Origin of the sequence: Leptotrichia sp. oral taxon 847 (assembly GCF_001553645.1) — a bacterium.
In the GTDB taxonomy this organism is placed as follows: Bacteria; Fusobacteriota; Fusobacteriia; order Fusobacteriales; family Leptotrichiaceae; genus Leptotrichia.
In genome coordinates this window covers 2,111,535-2,135,582 of sequence record NZ_CP014231.1, presented here as the reverse complement: position 1 = coordinate 2,135,582, position 24,048 = coordinate 2,111,535, and the positions used below count along the sequence as shown (strand labels likewise).

The 24,048-nt window shown below is 29.8% G+C and carries 19 protein-coding genes; 7 read left to right on the top strand and 12 right to left on the bottom strand.

What is annotated here, in order from left to right:
• Positions 1 to 445 precede the first annotated feature (445 nt).
• The gene (locus AXF11_RS10035) at positions 446 to 1,693 is read left to right on the top strand and encodes an RNA-guided endonuclease InsQ/TnpB family protein (protein ID WP_068157864.1); all 1,248 of its coding nucleotides are present in this window, start codon (positions 446 to 448) and stop codon (positions 1,691 to 1,693) included.
• A gap of 254 nt (positions 1,694 to 1,947) precedes the next feature.
• The gene (locus tag AXF11_RS10030; protein WP_068157862.1) at positions 1,948 to 3,282 is read left to right on the top strand and encodes a B12-binding domain-containing radical SAM protein; all 1,335 of its coding nucleotides are present in this window, start codon (positions 1,948 to 1,950) and stop codon (positions 3,280 to 3,282) included.
• Positions 3,283 to 3,568: 286 nt separating this feature from the next.
• Here AXF11_RS10030 and AXF11_RS10025 read toward each other — a convergent pair whose 3' ends face one another.
• Complete coding sequence (locus AXF11_RS10025; protein WP_068157859.1) at positions 3,569 to 4,432, bottom strand: lysophospholipid acyltransferase family protein; 864 nt, start codon at positions 4,430 to 4,432, stop codon at positions 3,569 to 3,571.
• A gap of 420 nt (positions 4,433 to 4,852) precedes the next feature.
• Here AXF11_RS10025 and AXF11_RS10020 point away from each other — a divergent pair, with 420 nt between their 5' ends.
• The 5 genes from AXF11_RS10020 to secA all read left to right on the top strand — a co-directional run bounded on the left by AXF11_RS10020 (position 4,853) and on the right by secA (position 10,785).
• A complete protein-coding gene (locus tag AXF11_RS10020) occupies positions 4,853 to 5,593 on the top strand; it encodes an MBL fold metallo-hydrolase (RefSeq protein ID WP_068157857.1) in 741 nt (246 codons plus the stop codon).
• The gene (locus tag AXF11_RS10015; protein ID WP_068157855.1) at positions 5,574 to 6,518 is read left to right on the top strand and encodes a GNAT family N-acetyltransferase; all 945 of its coding nucleotides are present in this window, start codon (positions 5,574 to 5,576) and stop codon (positions 6,516 to 6,518) included. Before AXF11_RS10020 ends, AXF11_RS10015 begins: the two co-directional genes overlap by 20 nt.
• 209 nt (positions 6,519 to 6,727) lie before the next feature.
• On the top strand, positions 6,728 to 7,507 hold the full coding sequence (locus tag AXF11_RS10010) for a TraX family protein (protein ID WP_068157854.1): 780 nt from the start codon (positions 6,728 to 6,730) through the stop codon (positions 7,505 to 7,507).
• Between the two features lie 172 nt (positions 7,508 to 7,679).
• The gene (locus AXF11_RS10005) at positions 7,680 to 8,060 is read left to right on the top strand and encodes a hypothetical protein (RefSeq protein ID WP_068157852.1); all 381 of its coding nucleotides are present in this window, start codon (positions 7,680 to 7,682) and stop codon (positions 8,058 to 8,060) included.
• Between the two features lie 46 nt (positions 8,061 to 8,106).
• Positions 8,107 to 10,785, top strand: coding sequence for a preprotein translocase subunit SecA (secA, locus tag AXF11_RS10000; protein ID WP_068157849.1), 2,679 nt, complete (start codon positions 8,107 to 8,109; stop codon positions 10,783 to 10,785).
• A gap of 146 nt (positions 10,786 to 10,931) precedes the next feature.
• Here the strand turns inward: secA and AXF11_RS09995 are convergent, their stop codons facing one another.
• The 11 genes from AXF11_RS09995 to AXF11_RS09945 form a co-directional block, all read right to left on the bottom strand.
• Entirely contained in the window at positions 10,932 to 11,411 is a 480-nt protein-coding gene (locus AXF11_RS09995; RefSeq protein WP_068157847.1) for a hypothetical protein, read from the bottom strand.
• Positions 11,412 to 11,512: 101 nt separating this feature from the next.
• Positions 11,513 to 12,253, bottom strand: a complete 741-nt coding sequence (gene pyrF / locus AXF11_RS09990; RefSeq protein WP_068157844.1) for an orotidine-5'-phosphate decarboxylase — start codon at positions 12,251 to 12,253, stop codon at positions 11,513 to 11,515.
• A gap of 22 nt (positions 12,254 to 12,275) precedes the next feature.
• Entirely contained in the window at positions 12,276 to 13,244 is a 969-nt protein-coding gene (locus AXF11_RS09985; protein ID WP_231724708.1) for a dihydroorotate dehydrogenase, read from the bottom strand.
• On the bottom strand, positions 13,234 to 14,100 hold the full coding sequence (locus tag AXF11_RS09980) for a dihydroorotate dehydrogenase electron transfer subunit (protein WP_068157842.1): 867 nt from the start codon (positions 14,098 to 14,100) through the stop codon (positions 13,234 to 13,236). Before AXF11_RS09980 ends, AXF11_RS09985 begins: the two co-directional genes overlap by 11 nt.
• A gap of 92 nt (positions 14,101 to 14,192) precedes the next feature.
• On the bottom strand, positions 14,193 to 14,654 hold the full coding sequence (gene pyrI, locus AXF11_RS09975) for an aspartate carbamoyltransferase regulatory subunit (protein ID WP_068157837.1): 462 nt from the start codon (positions 14,652 to 14,654) through the stop codon (positions 14,193 to 14,195).
• 106 nt (positions 14,655 to 14,760) lie between these two features.
• On the bottom strand, positions 14,761 to 15,687 hold the full coding sequence (gene pyrB / locus AXF11_RS09970; protein WP_068157835.1) for an aspartate carbamoyltransferase: 927 nt from the start codon (positions 15,685 to 15,687) through the stop codon (positions 14,761 to 14,763).
• Positions 15,688 to 15,836: 149 nt separating this feature from the next.
• A complete protein-coding gene (locus tag AXF11_RS09965) occupies positions 15,837 to 18,029 on the bottom strand; it encodes an ATP-dependent helicase (RefSeq protein ID WP_068157833.1) in 2,193 nt (730 codons plus the stop codon).
• A gap of 21 nt (positions 18,030 to 18,050) precedes the next feature.
• Entirely contained in the window at positions 18,051 to 19,127 is a 1,077-nt protein-coding gene (locus AXF11_RS10965) for a thymidine kinase (protein ID WP_068157831.1), read from the bottom strand.
• 128 nt (positions 19,128 to 19,255) lie between these two features.
• Positions 19,256 to 20,149 (bottom strand): homoserine kinase, encoded by an 894-nt coding sequence (gene thrB / locus AXF11_RS09955; protein WP_068157829.1) that lies wholly within the window; start codon positions 20,147 to 20,149, stop codon positions 19,256 to 19,258.
• A 54-nt stretch (positions 20,150 to 20,203) separates the two neighbouring features.
• Complete coding sequence (gene serA, locus AXF11_RS09950) at positions 20,204 to 21,796, bottom strand: phosphoglycerate dehydrogenase (RefSeq protein WP_068157823.1); 1,593 nt, start codon at positions 21,794 to 21,796, stop codon at positions 20,204 to 20,206.
• A gap of 514 nt (positions 21,797 to 22,310) precedes the next feature.
• Positions 22,311 to 23,858, bottom strand: a complete 1,548-nt coding sequence (locus AXF11_RS09945) for a PTS transporter subunit EIIC (RefSeq protein WP_068157818.1) — start codon at positions 23,856 to 23,858, stop codon at positions 22,311 to 22,313.
• Positions 23,859 to 24,048: the final 190 nt, after the last annotated feature.

The following is a 24,048-nucleotide window of genomic DNA, read 5'->3' as shown; positions in this document are numbered from 1 at the left end:
AGGCAAATGTGAAGGTAGCGAAAGCAAAAAAAATATACTAGATGGTGCAAGGTTAAATCCTAAACATTATGATAATAGACAATCAGCAGCTAAGCCTGAAAAGGAAAGTTCAACGACTATCCCTCGTGAGGGGAGTACAATACAAGCGATTGGTATTGGAAGTGGTTTCACCTAAATCTTAGGTAGTAACAAATATAATTGTTATGAATATAAGATATGGATAAGATATAGTCTGTGCTTGTTAGAGATAACAAGAAGTTCATAAGATATAAAATCTTTGAGAACTGCATAAGTAGTAGCGAACTTATGTGAACGACGCTTCCCACTGTTGTGGGGTTTTAAAAACTTTAAAAATATTTAAAAATAAATAAAAAATATTACTTTTTTGACAGATAAAATGTAGAATACATGGTATAATATCTCTGATGAAAAGGAGGTGATATCTATGTATTTAACTTTAAAACAACAAGTAAAACATCTTAGTAAAAAGGAGTTTAGAATTTTAAAATATCTATGTCATATAGCAAAGAACTTAACTAATGAAGCTATATATAATATTAGACAATACTATTTTAATAAGAAAAAGTATTTAAGTTATAATGAAAACTATAAAATGCTTAAAAACAGTGAGAATTACAAGAAATTAAATTCTAATATGGCTCAACAAATTCTAAAAGAAGTAGACGGAAGTTTCAAATCATTTTTTGGACTTTTAAAACTTGCTAAGAATGGTCAATATGATAATAAAAAAATAAAATTACCTAAATATCTTGCTAAAGATGGATTTACAACTCTTGTTATAGGTTTTGTAAGATTAAAAGATGATATTCTGATAGTTCCTTATTCAAATTCGTTTAAGAAAACTCATCAAGAAGTTAAAATTAAACTACCACCAGTATTAAAAGGCAAGAAAATAAAAGAGATTAGAATAATACCCAAACAACATTCTAGGTACTTTGAAATTCAATATACTTATGAAGTAGAAGAAGTTCAAAGGGAATTAAATAAAGAAAATGGACTAGGAATAGATTTAGGTATAGACAATCTTTGTACTTGTGTAACTAATAATGGAGCATCATTTTTAATAGATGGTAGAAAATTAAAATCAATAAATCAATACTATAACAAGATAAATGCAAAATTACAAAGCATAAAAGATAAACAAAAGACCTCCCGCACAACATTAAGACAAAAGAGAATAACTAGAAAGAGAAATAATCGTATAAATGATTATCTTTCAAAAGCAGGAAGAATAATTGTAAATTATTGTCTTAATAATGATATAGGAAAGATAGTTTTAGGATATAATGAGGATTTTCAAAGAAATTCAAATATAGGAAGTATAAATAATCAAAATTTTGTGAATATACCATATGGAAAATTAAGAGATAAATTAATATATCTATGTAAACTATATGGAATAGAATTTAAACTGCAAGAAGAGAGTTATACATCAAAAGCAAGTTTCTTTGATGGAGATGAAATTCCAATATATGATAAAGAAAATCAAAAAGAATATATATTCAGTGGAAAAAGAATAAAAAGAGGACTATATCAAACAAAAAAAGGTAAACTCATAAATGCAGATTGTAATGGAGCATTAAACATATTAAGAAAAAGTAAAGTTGTGGATTTAAGTATCCTATACAATAGAGGTGAGCTGAACACGCCTAAAAGAATAAGGATAGTGTAGTACTATCAGACTTCTTAGAAAATTTTTAAATATTTTTAAAGATTTTAGAACCCTGCGACTTTAGTCGTGGGAGGTTCAGAAATTGTGGCTTGACACTTTCACTTTCAAGCGAATTTTAAGAAGAGTGAAAACTTCTAGGAATAAGGGGCTGAAATTCATTCTGGAAGTATTTTCAAGACAGCATGCACGGAAATTTAGGAAGTATGGGAAGATAAAATTTGATAAATAGACGTTGAGAAAAAAGGAGAAAAACAGTGAAAATAACATTTATACTGCCAGCCATTGGAAAGAAAAAAGGGCAGAAATATATAAAAACATGGAAAAATATGGAACCGCTTATGATTGCAGTTTTAAAATCTTTAACTCCTGAGGATGTTGAAACGAATTTTATGGACGACAGGAATGAGTTTATAAATTATGAGGAAAATACAGATTTGGTTGTGATTTCTGTAGAAACTTATACTGCCAAAAGGGCTTACGAAATAGCAAAAAAATTTCAGAAAAGAGGGATAAAGGCACTTGCAGGGGGATATCATCCAACTGTAGAGCCTGACGAGTGTCTGGAACATTTTGATTCGATTATTTTGGGAAATGCAGAAAGCGTGTGGACAAAGATGTTGAACGATTTGAGCAAGAATAAGCTGGAAAAACGGTATTATGGGGTAACTACGTCTTTTGCAATGCCTGACAGGAGTATTTACAAGGACAGGAAATATTCACCGCTTGCACTGATTGAAACAGGGCGTGGATGTAATTTTGGGTGTGATTTCTGTGCAATTCATTCATATTATCAGAAAAAATATTTTAGACGACCTATTGAGGAAATTGTACAGGATATAAAAAATTCTGGAAAGAAGTATGTTTTTTTTATTGATGATAATTTTGTGGCGGATCATAAACATGCAATTGAGATTTGCAAGGCGATTGCTCCATTAAATATAAAATGGGTAACGCAAGGGGCTATTACCATTGCAAAAAATGATGAATTGCTGTACTGGATGAAAAAAAGTGGATGTAAAATGATTTTGATTGGATACGAGTCAATGAATCCAAATATTTTGAAGGATATGGGAAAAAGCTGGAGAAATGGCGTTGGGGAAATAAATGAACTGACGGAAAAAATTCATAGTTATGGAATCGGAATTTATGCCACTTTTGTATTTGGATACGGAAACGATACACAGGAGACTTTTGACGAAACGGTAAAATTTGCCAAAAAACATGGATTTTATTTTGCAGCATTTAACCATCTTGTACCATTCCCAAAAACAGGCGTTTATAGAAAATTAAGAGAAGAAAAACGGCTTCTTAGTGAAAAATGGTGGCTGGATGAAAAATACCCATACGGACGAATTTCCTTTCTTCCAAGTGATCAGACTCCCGATGAACTTTCCAAAAAATGTGCCAATGCAAGAAAAAGTTTTTTTGGATGGCGTTCAATACTTAAAAGAGGATTTATGCAGTTAAAACGAAGCCATGATTTGGGAATGTTTGCAATATTTTTTGCACAAAACTTTAATTTGAAAAAAGAAGTTATGGGGAAATATGATTTACCGTATGCACAAAACTTGGATGAAGCTCCAAAATAATTTTCAGTAAAATAAGTCGTAAGTATTGTGATAATTTCAAAGATACAGCAAAACTGCTTTAAAACCGAAATAAAAAGTTATAACTATTTTACTCAAATCCTAAATTTATATAATTTTTAACAGTTTAGTTTTAAACGGGTTCGACTATATTTAGAATTTGATAAAACAAATGTTCTGAAGCAAGGGGTATTGCCCCCTTGTGAAAATAAAAAAACCTTATTTTATTTAACAGATTTAGTAAGTTTTTAAAAGATATATTGAAAATCAAGGACAGGAAAAATAAAAGTTAGATTCCATCCCGCCATCTGTCCTGAAACCAGAACCATTGTTCCGGCAGGTTTAAGATAATTTTTTCGTATTCAGCTAAAATAGATTTCATTATTTCGTGTCTATTTTTGTAATTTTCAGGATGGATGACTTTGTCTATAAAAATGTGGCAAATATTGTTTTTATCAACTTCATTGTGAATAATAACAATCGGAATATTCTCTTTCTTGGAAAAATAGGCAGGAAAGCCTGAATTAGTAGTGGGTAAGCCAAAAAATGTGATTTTATCGCCACCTGGTTTTCTTACATCACTTAAAAGCACAAAAACGCCCTTTGAATTTTTCTTTTTCAAAAAGGACTTGTAGTTCTGCTCCGGAAAATAAGTCATATTGTTTCTAAAACGAATTTTATCCATATAGGATTCAATAAATTTATTTGGAATAATTCTAATTGGGATAAACATCCTATCATTTCCCGTTGGAAAAAGACTTGCATGAAAAAATCCGAAATGTGAAGTAACAAGAATAATCCGTTCATTTTCACTCTTTAATTTTTTCAGTAATTCAGAATTATATATTTTTGGCGGAAAATTCTCAAAATATTCATATATCCAAAAAGGCAGTAAAAACGACTTTGCTGTATTTTTATAAGATTTTATCGCAATTTCCTTAATTTTTTTCTTTGAATAATTAAAACTATTTTGCTCATTTAAAATCAAATTTAAGTTACGATACGACAATTTTCTTCCTTTTGGAATGAGATAAAAAAGCAGAACTCCAATAAATTCAGATATTTTTAGACGAATTTTCGGTGGAAAAAAGTTAAAGATTTTTATAAAAATATAAAAAATTGAGAATATTATAAAATCTATGGTTGTTTTCATAAAATGCTCCTTTAAACATAATCTATTTAATAAATTATACCACAAAAAATAAAAAAATTAATTTTTAATATTGAAATTTATCTTTAGAAATGTTATAATATTTACGGATAAAAACCTAACGGTTATAATATGGCAAATTGTGAAAAAAAAAGCCTTGTTCATTATTGAATGGGGCTTTTTTTTATGTTATAATCATTTGTCAAGGCTTCACAAACCTTGATGCCATGTTATAAAGTTAGGAGGTGGTCTCAATGATGAACTGGGATTTGACTGTTTTAGCAGTTATAATCACTGCTTTTTTATTTTTTAGCAGTCAAAAATAATTAAGTAAATTCCCATTGTTCTTCCCACCTTATGCCTGTCAGTTCTATTTACTGGACTGGCAGGTTTTTCATTAAAATATCAAGGAGCTTTCTAAAAATGATAGAAAAAATAAAAATTGGGTTAAATAATTTGTATTTATTTAAAAATAAAAATGATGAATATTTATTGCTAGATACGGGGGTACATGTAAAAAAGAAAAAAATTTTGAAGAGAATAATTCAGAAAATTGGAGAGGTAAAAAAGATAAAAGTGATAGTTCTAAGCCATTCTCACGCTGATCATGTGGGAAATTTGAAAATTCTTATTGATGCAATTGGAGATGTTAGAGTTATTGCACATAGAAATTCTGAAAATGTATTAGAAACAGGAAGAAGTGTTATTCCAAATGGATTTTATCCGTTTACAGAAAAGGTTTCTAAAAAATTGAAAAGTAAAAAGAATTTTAGTAAAAATATCTTTCCAAAATTGGAGAAAACTGATATGGAAAAAGTGATTTTTATTAATTTTTTACAACAGGAAAGGATTTTGCTTTCAGAATATAGTTTTGGGAATATGGAAATTATTGAAACAAAGGGACATTCAGATGATTCGGTTTCTCTTGCAGTTTTCGATGAAAAAAATAATGAGAAATATCTGTTTTGTGGGGATATGGTTCAGAACTTATGTTTTAAATTTCCGTTAATTCCGTTATTTGGGAAGAATAAGGAAGAGTTGATTGAAAATTGGAAAAAGATTATTTTGGATGATTATGATAAAATTTTTCCTGCGACAGGGAAACAGGTTACGGCACGAGATTTGATTAGGAGATTGGGGAAAGATGAAAAAAATAGAATTTAAAATTATTCAAAATAGTGATTACAGCGATGAAATAAGAAATATTCTGGATGAAGAGGAAATGGAATCGCTTGTACAGGTAAAATATGAGAAAGTGCCGAATTTATTTGAATCATTGCAAAAAGATAGTGAAAAGACACCGATTATCGTGGTAGGAATTGATACTGAAAATGACAATCTTGTGGGTGTTGGGGCTTGTTCTATTTTTAAAAATAATATCGGGTATTTAAATTCATTTAGAATAAAAAAAGAATATAGAAATAAAGTTAATTTTGGCAAGGCTTACAAGATGTTAATAACAGAAGCCAAAAAATGTGGAGTAAAAACCGTAATTACGACTATTCTTGAAGAAAATAAAATAGCACAAAGAATCTTGACAAAAAGGCGAAAAAGTATGCCGGTTTATGAGTTTTACAAAAATATTGTATTTTTTAGTTTGAAAAATAGTAGAAAAGGTGATTTGGCAGTAAACGATGAGGAAATTTTAAATTATGGAAATTTTGAAATTCACTTGAAAAATAAGGCCAATAAAAAATATGTTGTGATGGATTATAAAAAAATTTATAAATTTTTGTATAAATTTAGAAAAGTGATAGCATTTTTTGGATATCCAGAAATGCCTGAAATTAATAAAATTTCAAATTTTTTGTATGTGGATTTTATTTTAAAGGATAAAAATGCAGACGAGAAAAAAAATAAAAATGAATTTAGAAAAGCTGTAAAATTTATTCAAAATAAGGGCTATAATTGTGATTTTTTTATGATTGGGAGTTATGAAAACTCGTTTTTGGAGAAGAATTTGAATAAAATGAAGGTTTTTAAGTACAAGAGCAAGATGTATAGGGTTTTTTATGAGAAAATTTGTAATTGTAAAAATAATGAAGAAATTAAGAATGAGGATTGGGAATTTTTACTTTGGAATTTGTAATATGGATTTTATAATTAAGATACAACACCTAAACATATTAAAATAATGTGCTTATTTTTTCAAATATAAAAATTTTATATTTATTAGTTCAATTTTTAAAAATATTTTATTTATTTTTAATAATAAAGATTATTTTATATAAAATATTATAAATTTATCTGATAAAAGTGTTATAATTTTTTACAAAAATAATATTTTAGGAGGATTTTATGAAAAAATTAAATACAAATCAGTTGAAATATATTGCTTTATTTTTTATGTTTTTAGACTCAGTATTTTTTGTATTTTCAGGATTTTTACCATCTTGGATTCATTTAATCACAAGATTTGTGGCACCATTATTTGCATTTTTTACAGTGGAAGGCTTTTATCATACAAGAAACCGTAAAAAATATATGGCAAGATTGTGGATAGCCGCTATTTTGATGCAATTTGGAAATGTAATTTCATTTATCATACTAGGAGAAAGATATCAAATAGTAGATAATATTTTTTTAAGTCTTGCGATTGGATTTACAATAATTTATTTCTTGCAAAAAGGGAGAAGTAGTAAAAAAGTAATTTATAATATTTTAGGAATTTTTCTTTTTATTTTGGGATTGGTATTTTCTTTTGTTCCGATTGTAATTGGAAATTATATCATGGGCCTTGAAGGTGGAATACAGACTTTGTTTACAATGATTAGTTTTTGGGCATTTTATGGAAATAGAAAAAAGCAAGTAATAACATTTTTAATTTTGAATATGTTATATATTCCATTATTTACGCCATCGTTAAATCCTGCCAAATACCCTAATTTAAGAGCATGGTTTGATAGTTTTTGCTATAACAGCGACGGTTTAACATTTTTATTTTTGCCATTCATATTTTTATACAATGGAAAAAAAGGAAGCAAGGCACCAATTCACAAATGGTTTTTCTATATTTTTTACCCTTTACAATTTTGGATTTTGAATATTCTTGCATTCTTTTTGAAAATAAGAAGTTAAAGTTAAGTTACAATAATTTTTATTTATTTAGCTTTCTATTTTTCCTATTTTTTTTATTGATATAATTTAACATATTTGATATAATAACTTTATGCAATAACTTTATTTTTCAAGGGAACTATTCCTTTAAATGAACACAATGCATATTAAAATTTTATAAGGAAATGACAAGATGAATAAAAAAAATATAGTTTTAGTCGTTATGAGCATTATTTTTATGATGACTTATTCGAGTCTTTTAGGAACACCTAAATTTACAAGTAAACTAAATAACTTTGTAAATGACAACAATTTGTCGCATAAAGATATTGACGACATAGCAAATGAAATTAGCAAAATGAATAGCGATAAAAACGCTGTTTTTGCTAGAGAACTAAAAAAAATTGGGAAAAGAAAAAAAAATGAGAATAACTCAAAAAATGAATTTCATATTATCACGAAAATTAATGAAAATATAGACTTTTTTGACGATATTATAAGAAATCGAGATTTATTCCAAAATGACAGAATTTTTGAAAAGCGAAAAGAAAATGATTTGCGAATAAGAGAATAGAAAGTTTCAATTTATTAACCAAAAAATAAAATTGAAAGGAAATAAAATGTTAAAAGAACTGGGAGAAAAAATATTTGGAACTTCAGATGAAAGAGAAATAAAAAAAATGCGAAAAATAGTGGAAAAAATCAATGAAATTGAACCGCTATTTGAAAAAATGACAGATGAGCAGTTGCAACATAAAACAGTAGAATTTAAAGAAAGAATTGCAAAATCAGAAACTTTGGATGATATTTTGGTGGAAGCATTTGCGACTGTGAGAGAGGCGTCTAAAAGAATTATTGGGTTGCGCCACTACGACGTCCAAATCATAGGTGGTATGATTTTGCACAAAGGAAGTATTGCAGAAATGAAAACTGGAGAAGGTAAAACACTTATGTCAACTCTTCCGATTTACTTAAATGCACTTACTGGAAAAGGAGTACACGTCGTAACCGTAAATGATTACTTGGCCAAAAGAGATAGGGATACTATGGCTGGACTATTTGAATTTTTAGGTTTAAAATCTGATTTTATCGGTGGAAACATAACTCCAGAACAAAGAAAAATAGCTTATCAGGCAGATATAACCTATGGAACAAACAGTGAGTTTGGATTTGACTATTTAAGAGATAACATGGTTGGCTCTCTTGAAGAAAAAGTTCAAAGAGGACACCATTTTGTAATCGTCGATGAAGTGGATTCAATTTTAATTGATGAAGCCAGAACCCCGTTAATTATATCTGGAGCGGCCGAAGAAACAACAGAGTGGTACAACACTTTTGCAGAAGTTGCTAAAAAATTAAAAAGAAGTTATAAAACTGAAGAAATAAAAGATAAAAAAAATACAGTAATTCCCGATGAGGATTGGGAAGATTACGAAGTTGACGAAAAATCACATACTGTTACAATTACAGACAAAGGGATTAAAAATGTTGAGCGGATTTTAAAAATTGACAATCTTTATTCCCCTGAATATGTTGAACTTACGCACTTCTTGACACAAGCATTAAAAGCTAAAGAATTGTTTAAAATCGACAGGGATTACATTATTAACAGCGATGGAGAAGTTATAATAGTTGATGAATTTACTGGAAGATTAATGGAAGGTAGAAGATATTCAGATGGACTTCACCAAGCGATTGAAGCCAAAGAACACTTGGAAGTTGCAGGTGAAAATCAGACACTAGCTTCAATTACACTACAAAATTACTTTAGAATGTACGAAAAATTGTCAGGAATGACAGGGACAGCCAAGACAGAACAAGAAGAATTTAAGCAAATTTATAACTTAAAAGTTATAGTTGTTCCTACGAATAAACCTGTTATAAGAAAAGATTTGCCAGATGTCATTTATATGAACAAAAATGCGAAATATCGAGCAATAGCAAGAAAAATTGAAGAATTGTACGAAAAAGGACAGCCAGTTTTAGTTGGAACTGCATCTATTCAGCACTCAGAAGAAGTTTCGGCTTTACTAAAAAAAGCAAGAATTCCACACGAAATATTAAATGCAAAACATCACGAAAGAGAAGCTGAAATTGTATCTCAAGCTGGAAGATTTAAAACAGTAACAATTGCGACAAATATGGCAGGTAGAGGGACTGATATAAAACTTGGTGGAGATCCCGAGTCTTTTGCCTCAAAAATCGCTATAAAAGGGACCCCTGAATATGAAGATATCTATCACACTTATGTGAAAGAGTGCGCTGAAAATCGAGAAAAAGTGCTGAAAGTTGGTGGACTTTTCATTTTAGGGACTGAAAGACACGAATCTCGACGTATTGACAACCAATTGAGAGGTCGTGCCGGTCGTCAGGGAGATCCAGGAGCATCAGAATTTTATTTGTCGCTAGACGATGACTTAATGAGACTTTTTGGTGGAGATAAATTAAAATCAATGATGAAAATGTTGAAAATCGATGAAGATGAAGAAATCCGCCATAGACAAATTACTAAATCTGTTGAAAATGCTCAAAGAAGAATTGAAAGCCGAAACTTTTCATCGAGAAAAAGTCTTATTGAGTATGACGATGTAAATAATATTCAAAGGGAAGTTGTCTACGAACAAAGAGATGCCATTCTAAAAAATGAAAATTTAAAAGAATTAATTGAAGGAATGATTTCAGAAACTGTGGACGATATTGTAAACAATGCGTTTGCTGGAGAAAGTGGAGAAAAAAACTTAAATTTATTGGAAGATAAATTAAATGAAATATTTGATTATAAAATTGATATAAATAAAATCGAAGGTAAATCAACAGAAGAAGTTTCAAATTTAATTTATGAAGATTTGTTAAAAATTTATGATGAAAAAGAAAAAGCTGTAGGAGATGAAGTTTTCAGAAGAATAGAACGTTATATAATGTTAGAAGTACTGGATTCAAAATGGAGACAGCACTTAAAAGACTTAACAGAGCTTCGAGAAGGAATAAGACTTCGTTCTTACGGTCAAAGAAATCCAATTCACGATTACAAAATTGTCGCATATGATGTCTACAACGAAATGATTGATGCAATTAAAAGAGAAACAAGTTCGTTTATCTTAAAATTAAAAGTTCGTGGAGAAGAAGATACAAATCATCTTACACGTGAGGAAGTTTCAAATGTAAAATATGAACATACTGATGACAAAACTGATATGATTGGCGATGACTATCAACAAGAAGTTATTCCAGAGCCGCAACAACCTCAAAGACCGCTTTCCAGAAGAGAAAGACGTGAAAGAGAAAGAAGAAATGTATAATTAATAAAGTAAAAAACGAGAGTGTCCAGAATTTTGTGTAAACTCAAAATAGAGAGAGTGTCCAGAATTCTGAGTACTCCCAATTTTATAAAAATAAAAAATCTCTCAAATATATAAAATATTACAAGAGATTTTTTTTAATTCTTCTATTTTCCTTCCAGTCTATCCAACATACGAGTAAGATTTGACAATTCTGCATCCAATTTTTGATCCAACGTCATCTTTTTTGCCTTAGATTTAGATTTAAGTTGACTTCTTTTTGTCGTTTTGTTTGTTCTTGTTGTTATAGATTCTCGTTTTGTATCTTTCAAAGTAGTTTCAGTTTCATTGTCTGTGGCAGGCGCTGGACTTACTACTGTAGTTTCTTCATTTGTTCCAGTTTCTGCAGCAGGTGCTGGTGTTGTAATTGGTGTATTTTCTTTTACTGTTGTATTTTCGTTTCCTACATTTTCTTTTTCAGATGGCATTGTAGTAGTTGTTGTTGTTGTCGATGTATTTTCTATTTTTGTTTCTGTTTTTCCACCCAAAGCTGGATTTGATTTATTAACATCTTCAACTTGGCTTGCCGCATATGACAATTGACATAAAAAAAGTACTGCCATTATCATTATTGCTTTTTTTCTCATAACTTTCTCCTTAAATTTTTATTTTAAATATTATAATATAAATATATTTGAATTTGATTTTTTTTACTTTTTTATTACTTTTTTTAAAAAAATTTTTAATATTACAGTGCACGAGAAATTTCTTCCAATATCATTTTGGCACTTTTTAAAGGATTTTTAGCTTTTGTAATAGGCCTTCCCACAACCAAAAAATCTACATTATTTTTAATCGCATCAAACGGCGTCATTATCCTATTCTGATCATCATCACTTTTTCCCTGCGCATTTAATGTAAACTGAGGTCTAACTCCTGGACACACAGTTACAAAGTTTTGTCCCAACTTTTCTTTAATTTTCTTCGACTCCAAAGGAGAACAGACAATCCCATGCATTCCATTATTTTTTGCAATTGTCGCTAAATTTAGAACCATTTCTTCGACATTTAAGCTACTTTTGAACATTTCAGAAATGTCATCGCCAGATAAATTTGTCAAAACTGTTACACCGATTAAAAGGCTTTTTGAACCACTTTCTTTCACTAAATTTGAAACTTCTCTCATAGTTTTACTTCCGTTTGAGCAATGAATGTTAAACATAAAAACATTTTTTTGAATAGCATTTTTACACGCCATTTTTACTGTATTTGTAATGTCATGAAATTTTAAATCTAAAAATACTTTTTTCCCTTTTCCGTGCAAATAGTTAACTAATTTTCCATCTGTGCTCAAATAACTTTCTAGTCCCACTTTGTACATAGAAATGTTATCTCCAAGTTGTTCCACCAATTTTTTTGCATCTTCTAAATTGTCAAAGTCCAACGCTACAAATATTTTTTCTTTAGCTTTTTCATTTATTTTATTCAAAATTTTTCTCCTTTTTTTCTTTTTATTCTATAATTTTTAATCTTTTTCTGTAAGAAATTCCGTCATCAGAATGAGAATATCCTATAATTTCTGAAATATTAGATAAACTTTTCTTTTTGCAATATTCCAAAAGTCCTTTTTTTATCTCCATTGCTACTAAAGGATTTCCAAAAAAAGCTGTCCCCACCGAAATTGCTGACGCTCCTGCCAAAAAGAACTCAATCGCATCTTTTGCACAGCTTATTCCACCCATCCCTAAAATTGGAATTGACACCTCTTGTGAAACTTGATGTATCATTCTTAGTGCAATAGGCTTAACCGCAGGTCCTGACATTCCCCCATAAGTGTTTCCCAAAATTGCTTTTCCAGTATTTGTATCAATTGCCATTCCAAGCAAAGTATTTATCATCGAAATAGCGTCTGCACCTTCATTTTCCACAATTTTTGCAATTTCTACTATGTTTGTAACATTTGGTGATAATTTTACCATTAATGGCTTATTTGTTACTTTTCTCACTTCTCTTGTGACAAATCTTGCCATATCTGGATTTGCTCCGAACGCCATCCCGCCATCTTTTACGTTTGGACAAGAAATATTTAATTCCAAAATTTTTATTTCTTCCATTTTATCAAGTCTTTTTGTGAGATTCACATATTGCTCAACCGTACTTCCGTTAATATTTGCAACTATTGGCACTGTCAAATATTTTTTTATCTCTTTTATGATATTTTTCTCAAAATAATCAATTCCAGGATTCTCAAGTCCCACACTGTTTAACATCCCCGCTGGAGTTTCTGCAATTCTTGATCCTGAATTTCCGTCTCTTTTTTCCAAAGTTAATCCCTTTATCACAACTGCCCCCAATTCATTCGGATCAAAATAATCTATATATTCTGTTCCAAAAGCGAAACATCCACTTCCTGTAAAAATGGGATTTTTTAAATTTACTCCCAAAAAGTCTGTTGAAAGTCTATTTATCTTATTTTCCATCTGATTCACCCCCATTTTCTGCATTTTCAGATTTTATATCAAAAATTTTGCTGTAAAAAACAGGTCCATTCTTACAAACTTTTTTCATTCCTTCTTTGCTTGGAATAGAACATCCCACACAAGCTCCTACCCCACAAGCCATTCTTTCTTCCATCGAAACTTGCGAAATTATTCCATTTTCATTTGCTAATTCAGAAATTAATTCCAATACTTTATGAGGCCCACAAGAATAAACAACGTCAATTTCTTCATCAATTGACATTTCTTTTTTCAATAATTCAATAACATTTGCCTTTTCTCCAGCACTTCCATCATCGCTGCAAATTTTAAGAAAAATTCTTTTATCCGAAAAATCAAAATTTTTTAGTATTTCCAAAGTCTTTTTATCTCTACCTCCAGCAATAAAAATGATTTTTTTATTCTTTTCACTTTTTAATAATTCTTTAAGTAGCTGCTTTAATGGCGCAAGTCCAATTCCACCGCCAACAATCACTATTTTAGATGAACTTTTTATTATTTCAAAACCATTTCCAAGCGGTCCTTGAATGTTTATGACATCTCCTTTTTCATAATTTGACAGCTCTCTTGTTCCTTTTCCTAAAACTTTGTACAAAAATTCTATTTCTCCCGTCTCATAATCTACACTATGAAGACTTATTGGTCTTCTTAAAATCATGATTTCATTTTTCAATTTTAACATATAAAACTGTCCTGCAATTGGAATATTTTTCCTATTTTTGACATTTTCAGACTTTACTCTCATCAAAAAATTATCTCCACCGACATCTTTATTTTCCAAAATTTCTACATTTTCCAAAAATTCTTTCTTATCATTTTTTTCACAATTATTTTGCATTTTAAAACTTTCTCTCCATTTCAAATTTTTTTAATATTTTTCAATTATATTTTTATTTTTCAAAAATTTTAATTTTTATTTTGACAAAAAATCTATTTAGTCTTTAGCTGAATTTCATCTTCTGAAATAATCTTTTCACAATAAAAACATTTATATTTGTTTTCTTCACTCAATCTTACAAATTTTGTCTTGATATTTTCGTGATTTGAAATGCATTTTGGATTATCGCATTTTACAAGTTCTTCGACTTCATCCAGTCTTTCTAATTTTGTTTTTTCCACAACCTCATAATTTTCTATAATGTTTATTGTAACATTTGGCGCAATTAAAGAAATATTGTTTAATTCATTTTCCTGCAAAATCTTATCTTCAATTTTTATAATTCCTTTTTTTAAAAGCGAACTACTAGGCATATTTGTTGCAACTGTAATTCTTTCTGAATAATCTTTTAATTTTAAAATTTCTACAATCAAAAAAACTTTTTTTGATGGAATATGATCAATTACAATTCCATTTTTTATAGCTCCAATTAACAATTCTTTTCTTTTGCTCATCTTATTAACCTTTCATTTTTAAATATTTGTAAAAAATATTAACATAATCAAACAATAAATCTAAATTTTTCAATAAAATATCTAATTCTCTTAATAAAATTATTTATTAAATCATTTTTTCTTTTTCTAAAACTTTTATCATCATTGCTTGTCTAATAGGAATCCCATTTTTAGCTTGTTTAAAATATAAAGCGTGTTTTGTTGAATCAAGATCTGTTGAAATTTCATCAACTCTTGGAAGCGGATGTAAAATAATCATATCATCTTTACATTTTCCTAAAATATTTTTTTTATTTATAATGTAGATTCCCTTTAATTTTTCGTACTCATCAACATCGAGAAATCTTTCCTTCTGAATTCTAGTCATATAAAAAACATCAATTTTATCGAGACAATCTCTGAAATCAGATAAAATTTCATATTTTATGTTATGCTTTTGCAAATCTTCCAGCAAATAATCTGGCATCTGTAAAATTTGCGGTGCTACGAAATAAACAGTTGGATTAAAATGTGTAAGTGCCCTCATTAGTGAATGGACTGTTCTTCCATACTTCAAATCTCCAACAAAAGCAATTGATAAATTTTCCAATGTTCTCTTTTCTTCCAAAATTGTGTATAAATCTAATAGCGTTTGACTTGGGTGTTGATTTGATCCATCTCCCGCATTTATGACGGGATTTTTTGAAGTTACTGATGCAAGTCTTGCTGCTCCATCAAATGGATGACGCACAACAATTACATCAGAGTAGCTTTCTACCATTTTTATTGTATCCGTAAACGATTCCCCCTTTTTTAATGAAGAGTACTCTGCCGGTGGCAACTGCAAAACATTTGCTCCCAACCTAAATGCTGCCGACTCAAAAGACATCTTTGTCCGTGTGCTTGGCTCAAAAAAAAGAGTGGAAACTATTTTACCACTTAAAATTTTTAATTTTTCTTCTTCTGAAATATTTTCAATTTTTTTTGCCAACTTTAAAATTTCCATTATCTCTTCTTTTGTCATATCATTCATTGAAATAATATCTTTTTTCATCTTTTTCTCCTACTTTTATTTTCCTTGTAAAAAATTTTTACTAGTTAAATAATAACACATTTCTTTGGGGAATTCAATACGAAAAAATTTCATTTTCTTTATAAAAAGAGTAGAAAATTTTTTTATTTCCTACTCTTTAAAAAATTTTTTTAACTTTCCAAAATTTTATCGGCAAGTATTAGTGCGATTTTTTTCTCTCCAACCTTAAACTCCACAGTCATACTCTTCATATCAATCTTTTTTATTTTACCCGAACCAAATTTTTTGTGAATTACGGTTTGTCCCACCTTATATTTTAAATCTTCTGACTTTTCTGATTTTCTTTTTTCTACTTTTCTTCCAAATCCGCCTTTTGAAAATGGATTAAAATTTTCAATTTTTGTAATATTTTTAACTCTGTTATCCCTTTTTAAAGTGCCAAATCTTCCACCGACATATTCCAAGTTATCCTGCTTCATCTCATATAAAAATCTTGACGGTTTTCTAAAATTATCATCTTTTCCCCAAATTTTTCTTGTTGAAGCGTACGAAACAAACAATTCTTTTTTGGCACGAGTGATTGCCACGTAGCAAAGTCTACGCTCCTCTTCAATTTCTTCTTCTGGCGCATCAAATGAGATTGAGGGAAACAATCCTTCTTCCATTCCAACTAAAAATACATAGTTAAACTCCAAACCTTTTGAACTGTGAATTGTCATTAACTTAACATAATTTTCATCTTCTTCGATGTTATCCGATGACGAAGTAAGAGACACCATATCAAGATATTCGTTCAATGAAATTCCTGGATTTTGTTTTTCTAGTTCAGTTATACTGTTTAAAAGTTCTTCTATATTTTTTATCCTATCTTCTTTATTATCTTCAAGACTTTCAATATAACCCGTTTTTGACAAAATTTGCTCAAATATTTCTTTTATTGACAAATTTTCAAGATTCGAATGAATGTTTTCCATCATATTATAAAAACTTTTTAATGTTGGCTTTACAGTTGCCCTAATTGAAATTTCATCAACATATTTCAGTGCATCCAACATTGACATATTTTTCTCAACCGCAAATTCTGAAATTTTTTGAAGTGTCTTTTCTCCAACCGCTCTTTTTGGAACATTTATAATTCTTGTAAAATTGTGATTGTCATTTCTGTTATTTAACAAACTTAGATACGCCAAGATATCTTTTATTTCCTTTCTTTGAAAAAACTGCATTCCACCATAAATTTTATACGGTACATTTGCAGCCAGTAATTTTTCTTCCAGTATTCGAGATTGCGCATTTGTACGATAAAGAATAGTCATTTCGCTGTAAGACGCACCATTTTTAACTTTTTTTCTTATTTCTGACACGATGTAATTTGCTTCGTCAAAAATATCTGTGGCGTTGTAAACTTTAATTTTTTCTCCTTCACTAGAATTCGTCCAAAGATTTTTTCCTTTTGAGCTTTTGTTGTTTTTGATAAGTTCGTTTGCTGTATCGAGTATCTTTTTAGTTGAACGGTAATTCTGTTCCAATTTTACAGTAAACGCATCTTTGTAATCTCGCTCAAAATTTAGTATATTATTAATATTTGCTCCACGAAAAGCGTAAATACTCTGATCTTCATCTCCCACGACGCAAATATTTTTATATTTTTCTGCAATCAAATTGATTATCTCGTATTGAATATCATTTGTATCTTGATATTCATCCACCATAATATACTTATATCTCTCCTGTATTCGTTCAAGAATAAATTTATCATCCAATAATTTTCTAGCATTCACAAGCAAATCCGAAAAGTCCATTGCATTGTTTTTTTTCAAAGTCTCGTTATAACTTTGATAAATTTGTGCAAAAATTTTATTTGCTGGAACTTTTAAGTCAACTTGCTGCCCTAATTCATTTACTCCGATTCCCTGCTCCTTCAATTTGCTAATTCTATTTGCCAAAACTCCAGGCTTTGAACTGTCATTGTCTCCAATGTTCATTTCTTTTTTTATTTTTGTAATAATAGATTTTTGGTCGTCCACATCATAAATGTTAAAATTTCTATCATATCCAATTCTATCGGCATACATTTTTAAAAGTCTTACCGAAAAAGCGTGAAATGTTGATACTATCAAGTTTTGTGCTTCACTTCCAATAAGCTCTTCAGCTCTTTCCTTCATTTCTCTTGCAGCTTTATTTGTAAAAGTTAACGCAAGTATGTTAAGTGGCGAAATTCCTTTTTCTTTTATCATATGTGCCATTCTATAAGTAACCGTTCTAGTTTTCCCACTTCCTGCTCCAGCCAATATTAACACAGGTCCTTCGACTTTTTCCGCCGCTTTTCTTTGTTCTTCGTTTAATTTATCTAATATACCCAATTTCTTCTCCTTTTTTATTTTTTAAATCATTCTATATCCAATTCCAGCTAAGTTTGAAATTTTTTCAATTATTTGATTTTCTTCAATTTCATTTTTATTGCCAGTTTTTTTATAAACAATTTCTCTCAAATTCAAATCTGATTTTTTCAACAAATCCACCATCACCAAAATCTGATTTAACACTCCTTTTTTATTTTTTGAAACAATTACAACTTCAGAACTTTTTCGCATCTCACACATAAAATCCAAAATTGTATAATTTTTTTCGATTGGAAGTAAAATTCCCCCTGTAATTCTTACAAACAAAAAATCATTTTTCGAAATTTTTTCTTCAACTTTTTTCCGTAAATTTTTTAGCACATTTTTTTCACAATTTATAATATTTCCGCTCAAAATTATTGTTTCACTTTTCACATTTCCATCTTTTGACAAATTTTTTATATACATTTCTTCAACAAATTTTTTTCCAACATTAATTTCCGTTCCGACAAAAAAATAAATTTTGGCTTTTTTTTCATTTCTGTGATTTATAATAAAATGCCTTTTACATCTAGCTTCATAATTTTCACTTGTTCCAACCATCACAAGCGGATCTTCATAATATGCAGGTTTCCCATCCAAAAGTCTTTGACTCGCATAAGCAGGTTTTCCACAAACGGTACAAATAGCATGTAATTTATCAACTTCGTCGGCAATTGCCATAAGTTCTGGAACAGGTTCATACGGCTCAGCTCTAAAACTCATATCAAGTCCTGCCACAATCACCCTTTTCCCAAAATCGACATATTTCTTACAAAAATCTACAATTTCATTGCCAAAGAACTGTACTTCATCAATTCCAATAATTTCGGCATCAATATTTTCATCCATAATTTTTTCCATTTCAGCGACATTTTTTACCGGATACGCAAAAATGCTTTCTTTTCTGTGAGAAAATACGCCATTTTCTCCATATCTATTATCGACAGAATGTTTAAATGTAACAACTTTTTGTTTTGCAAATTTTGCTCTTCTAAGTCGCCTTATAAGTTCTTCACTTTTCCCAGAAAACATACTTCCTGTTATTACTTCCAGCGACCCTACATTAAGATTTACCATTTTTCCCCTTTCTAAATTTTTTTATAAAAAAATATACAAACTATTAAAAAAAATAAAAGATATAAACTGTAAAATTACAGTAAATATCAATTATTTTTTATTAAATTTATTCATTTTAAAATTTTCATTTAAAAAACTTCGGCACCGTACAAATTGATTTTTTTCTTTTCAATAGTCCATTTATCTGGTAATTTTTCCAAATCTTTTTTCATATTTTCCAAAAATTCATCGTTGTCATAATTAAGAGAAATTAAAGTAGGACCTGCTCCACTTATATATTCTCCAAGCGCACCATATTTTTTTGACATTTCAAATATTTTTTCAGAATCATTTATAAGTGCAAATCTATAAGGCTGATGAATTTTATCACCCAATAAAAATCTTAAATTTTGGTATTCGCTTTTATTAAAGGCATTAACTAGCAATCCAAGTTTCGACATATTGTTAATTACATCCGAAACTAAATAAGAATTAGGAAGCACACTTCTAGCTTTTTCAGTAGCCAATTTAAAATCCGGTATCATCACATAAAAACATAAGTCGTCTGAACTAAGAAGCGAACTATACACCAATTTATCTTTGTCATGTGCTGTCAAAACCATCCCTCCAAATATTGCAGGAATGACATTATCTGGGTGCCCTTCCATTTCCACAGCCAATTTTGCTATTTCATCCACATCTAAAACATCTCCCGCAAATTTATTTGCAATTAAAATTCCAGCGACGATTGCTGACGAACTACTTCCAAGTCCACGAGAAATAGGAATGTCATTTCTAGTGATATTAACTCTATAACTTGGAATATTTTTTACCAAATGCTTTTCAGTGTATTTTATCGCTTCAAAAATCAGATTTTCTTCAATTGGTATAGAAAACGGTTTTCCACCTTCCAAAAACTCGATTTTATCACTTTCTTCTACTTCCATTTCCAAAAAATAATCTAATGCCACTCCCAGGCAATCGTAACCAACACCGATATTTGCAGAAGTTCCTGGCACTTTTACTCTAAATTTTAAACCCATTTTTATAAATTGATAAAGTTTTACTAAAACTTTTCAATCGTTCTCCTTCCATTGTTATAATTTTAAATCCAAATAGTAAGCCCACTTTATTTGACTTAAATTTCTTAATTTTTTCAGCGCTTTTTCTTCGACTTCACTATCTACTGTAAGTAACATTATAGCACTGTCATTTCTTCTTCCAACATTCATTGTTGCAATATTTACACCAGCTTTTCCTAATGTTTCCCCTACCGCTCCAATCACTCCTGGAACGTCGTCATTTCCAAGATAAATCATATTATCTGAAATTGCCATATCGACATCATGTTTTTTAATGTTTACTATTCTTTCTTCGCCATTTATTCCAATTGTTCCGACAACATGAATTTTGTGCCCTTCTTCATTGCTTACTACAAATTCTATTGCCGATAAATAATTTTTGTATTTGACATCTTTTTTATTTATTGCAATATTAATTCCTCTTTTTTCAGCAAGTGGTTTTGAATTTATGTAATTTACTTCCTCCTTTAACACAGGCTCCAAAATCCCTTTTATTGCCGTCGCATCAACTAAAGCTGTCTCCTGTTGTGCAATTTCACCATAGTAATTAATTACAATATTTGAAATTGGATTTTTTTCAATTTGAAAATAAATTTTTCCCAATTTTTCAGCCAAATTTATATAAGGTTTTACGATTAAATACTCTTCTCTTCCAATTGACGGCAAGTTTACCGCTGTTTCCACAATTTCTCCACGAAGTCCATTTAATACTTGTTTTACAACTTGAGTTCCAACATTTCTTTGTGCTTCGTAAGTTGTCGCTCCGATATGTGGAGTTGTAATCGCATTTTCAAATTCGTAAAGCACACATTCACTTCTAGGCTCAACCGAGTGGACATCATATCCAAAACTTGCTATTTTCCCGCTTCTTAGACCTTCTGCAACCGCTTCTTCATTAAATAGTCCTCCACGAGCCGCATTAATAAGTCTAACCCCATCTTTTAACTTAGAAATATTTTCAGAATTTATTATATTTATTGTTTCATTTGTCTTTGGTGTATGAATTGTAATTACATCTGATTTTGCCAAAAGTTCGTCAAGTGTATTAGCTTTTTCACAATTATTTCTCTTAAATACTTCATCAGAAATATACGGGTCATATGCGATTAAATTCATTCCAAACGCTTTCATCCTCTTTGCCATAAGGCTTCCTATTCTTCCAAGTCCAATAATCCCCAATGTTTTTTCAAATAACTCATTTCCCACGAAAATTTCTCTTTCCCATTTTCCGCTTTTGATAAAATTATTTGCAGAAACTATATTTCTAGCTGAGGCTATCATAAGCCCAATTGCAATTTCACAAGCTGAAACTGTGTTACTGTCAGGTGTATTTGCAACAATTACTCCGTGAGCTGTCGCTTCAGGAATATTAATATTATCCACTCCATTTCCAGCACGACCTACTATTTTTAAATTTTTTGCCTTATCCAATAATTCTTTATCCACTTTAATGACACTTCTTACAATTAAAGCGTCATAATTTTGTATAATATCCAAGATTTCTTCTCTGGAGATTCCAATTTTCACATCCACCTCGACATCTTTTGCCGCTTTTAAACCAGCAACTGCATCGTCGTCAATATATTCTCCAACTAGTATTTTAAACATAGTTTCCTCCTTTTTTGCCATTCAAAGTTCTATTTTGTATACAAACTATCATAACTCATCATTACTTTATACTATATTTTAACATTTTAATACTTGATTTTTTTAATAATATTATTTCTACAAAAAAAATCCTTTTCTTAAAACAATTGATTTGTATATTTTTTCTGAAAACAAGGTTATTTTAAAGATTAAAAGAATTTTGATCTTTTCTCATTATTAATATCCCAGTAATTTCAATATGTATTTATTTTACCAAATCTTTCGTTAAAATTCAAGGAGTTGAAAAAAAAAACTAAAAAAACAAGCTAAAGAAATTAAAAATTTCAATGCACCAGAATTTTATTTTTGTTAAATCAATTCATTTTCCGCTTATAAAAATTATAGACTTACACACAACAAATATTTTCAAAAAAAGCAGGAGTTAAAACTCCCGCTAAATTTTATTATTTTATTCTCAAATTCTACAACAAATAATATTATTATAAAACTTAATCTATACTTTTATAGCTTTTAATTAATTTGTTAAACTTCCTTTGTTCAACTTTGGATTTTTTGAGAATACAAACGTTAATACAAATGCCAATCCAAAGGCAACTATTGAAGCTAACCAGAATCCTAATTGATGAACACCTCCAAATTTAATTGATAAGAATGCTAATGCGATTCCTCCTACTCCAATTCCATTTGCCAATACATTAAATCCAGTAGAAATAACTGCTGCCAATGCTGAAGCTGTTATTGCTGCGTAGAATGGGTACATATATTTCAAGTTTGCTCCAAATAATGCCGGTTCTGTAATCCCAAAACAAGCTGATACAGTTGAAGATAACGATACTGATTCTTGTTTTTTATCTTTTTTGTAAATAAAGTATGTTGCAAAAACCGCACCTGATTGTGCCATATTTGATAGTGCAATCAATGGCCAGATAAATGTTCCACCTGAAGCTGCTGCCAATTGTAAATCAACTGCTATAAATGTATGGTGTAGTCCTGTTATAACTAGTGGCGCATAAGTTGAACCAAATAAAAGTGCTCCAACATATTTTAACCCCGGTGTCTTAAATAAGAATGCAAATATTGCAACTAACCATTCTCCCAATGTTCTTGCAAATGGTCCAATGAATAAAATTGTTAAGAATCCTGTAACTATCAATGTAATAAATGGAACCCACACTAATTTTAATACTTCTGGTGTTCTCTTATTAAAGAAACCTTCAATATAACATAATGCAATTCCTGCAAACATTGCTGGCAATACTTGTGCCTGGTATCCAACTAACATTAATTTTGTAAATCCTAAATTTAACACATGCTTTCCTGCCTCAACGTTAAACGGATCTTTTCCACCAAATAAATGAGCATATTTAGCTGAACCATTAATTAAAATATCTTTTAGGTGAACTCCTGCACCCGCTAATTCCTTACTTGAAGAAATATTACCGTAAACATAAGCATTTAGCATAGTTCCTGCCACTAACATCAATCCTAGCACAATACCAAGAGCTTCGTTCCCCTTGAATTTTCTAACTGTAGACCAGCAAACTAATACTGGTAACATTCCAAATACAGCTCCACCAATCCAATCTGTAAAGAATAAAATAACTCTCGCTAATTCTGAAACATCTTTAAACGATTTTCCACCTAAGAATGGCAGATTAGCTTGTAAAAAGTTTCCAATACCAAGCATAAGCCCTCCAGCTACCAATGCTGGAATTAACGGCACAAAAATTTCTGCCAAATGTGCAACCATTCTTTGTAATAATGGCTGTTGTTTCATTGCAGCTTTTTTTACATCTTCTTTTGAAGCCGCCTGAATACCTGACACATCTATAAATTCTTTATAAAAGTCTCCAACATCATTTCCAACAATTACTTGAAACTGTCCTGCATTAGTAAACGTTCCTTTAACAGAATCAAGCTGTCCTATCTCTTTTGGATTTGCTTCTTTTTCATCCGCAAGAGAAAATCTCATTCTAGTCGCACAATGAGTTACTGCTACGACATTTTCTTTTCCACCGACAAGTTTTAATAACTTAACGGCATCATCATGATACTTATTCATAGAAACTCCTCTCTAAAATAAAATTATAATTCAATACTTTTTTATAACAATATATTATACCTTATTTTCTATCAAAATCAAGACCATTAAAAAAAAGAAATCTACAACTTTTATATATGCCTTGATAATTTAACATTTCTGTAAATTTTAACAAAAGATAGCAAGAAGTCTTCTACTTCTACAAGTGAAA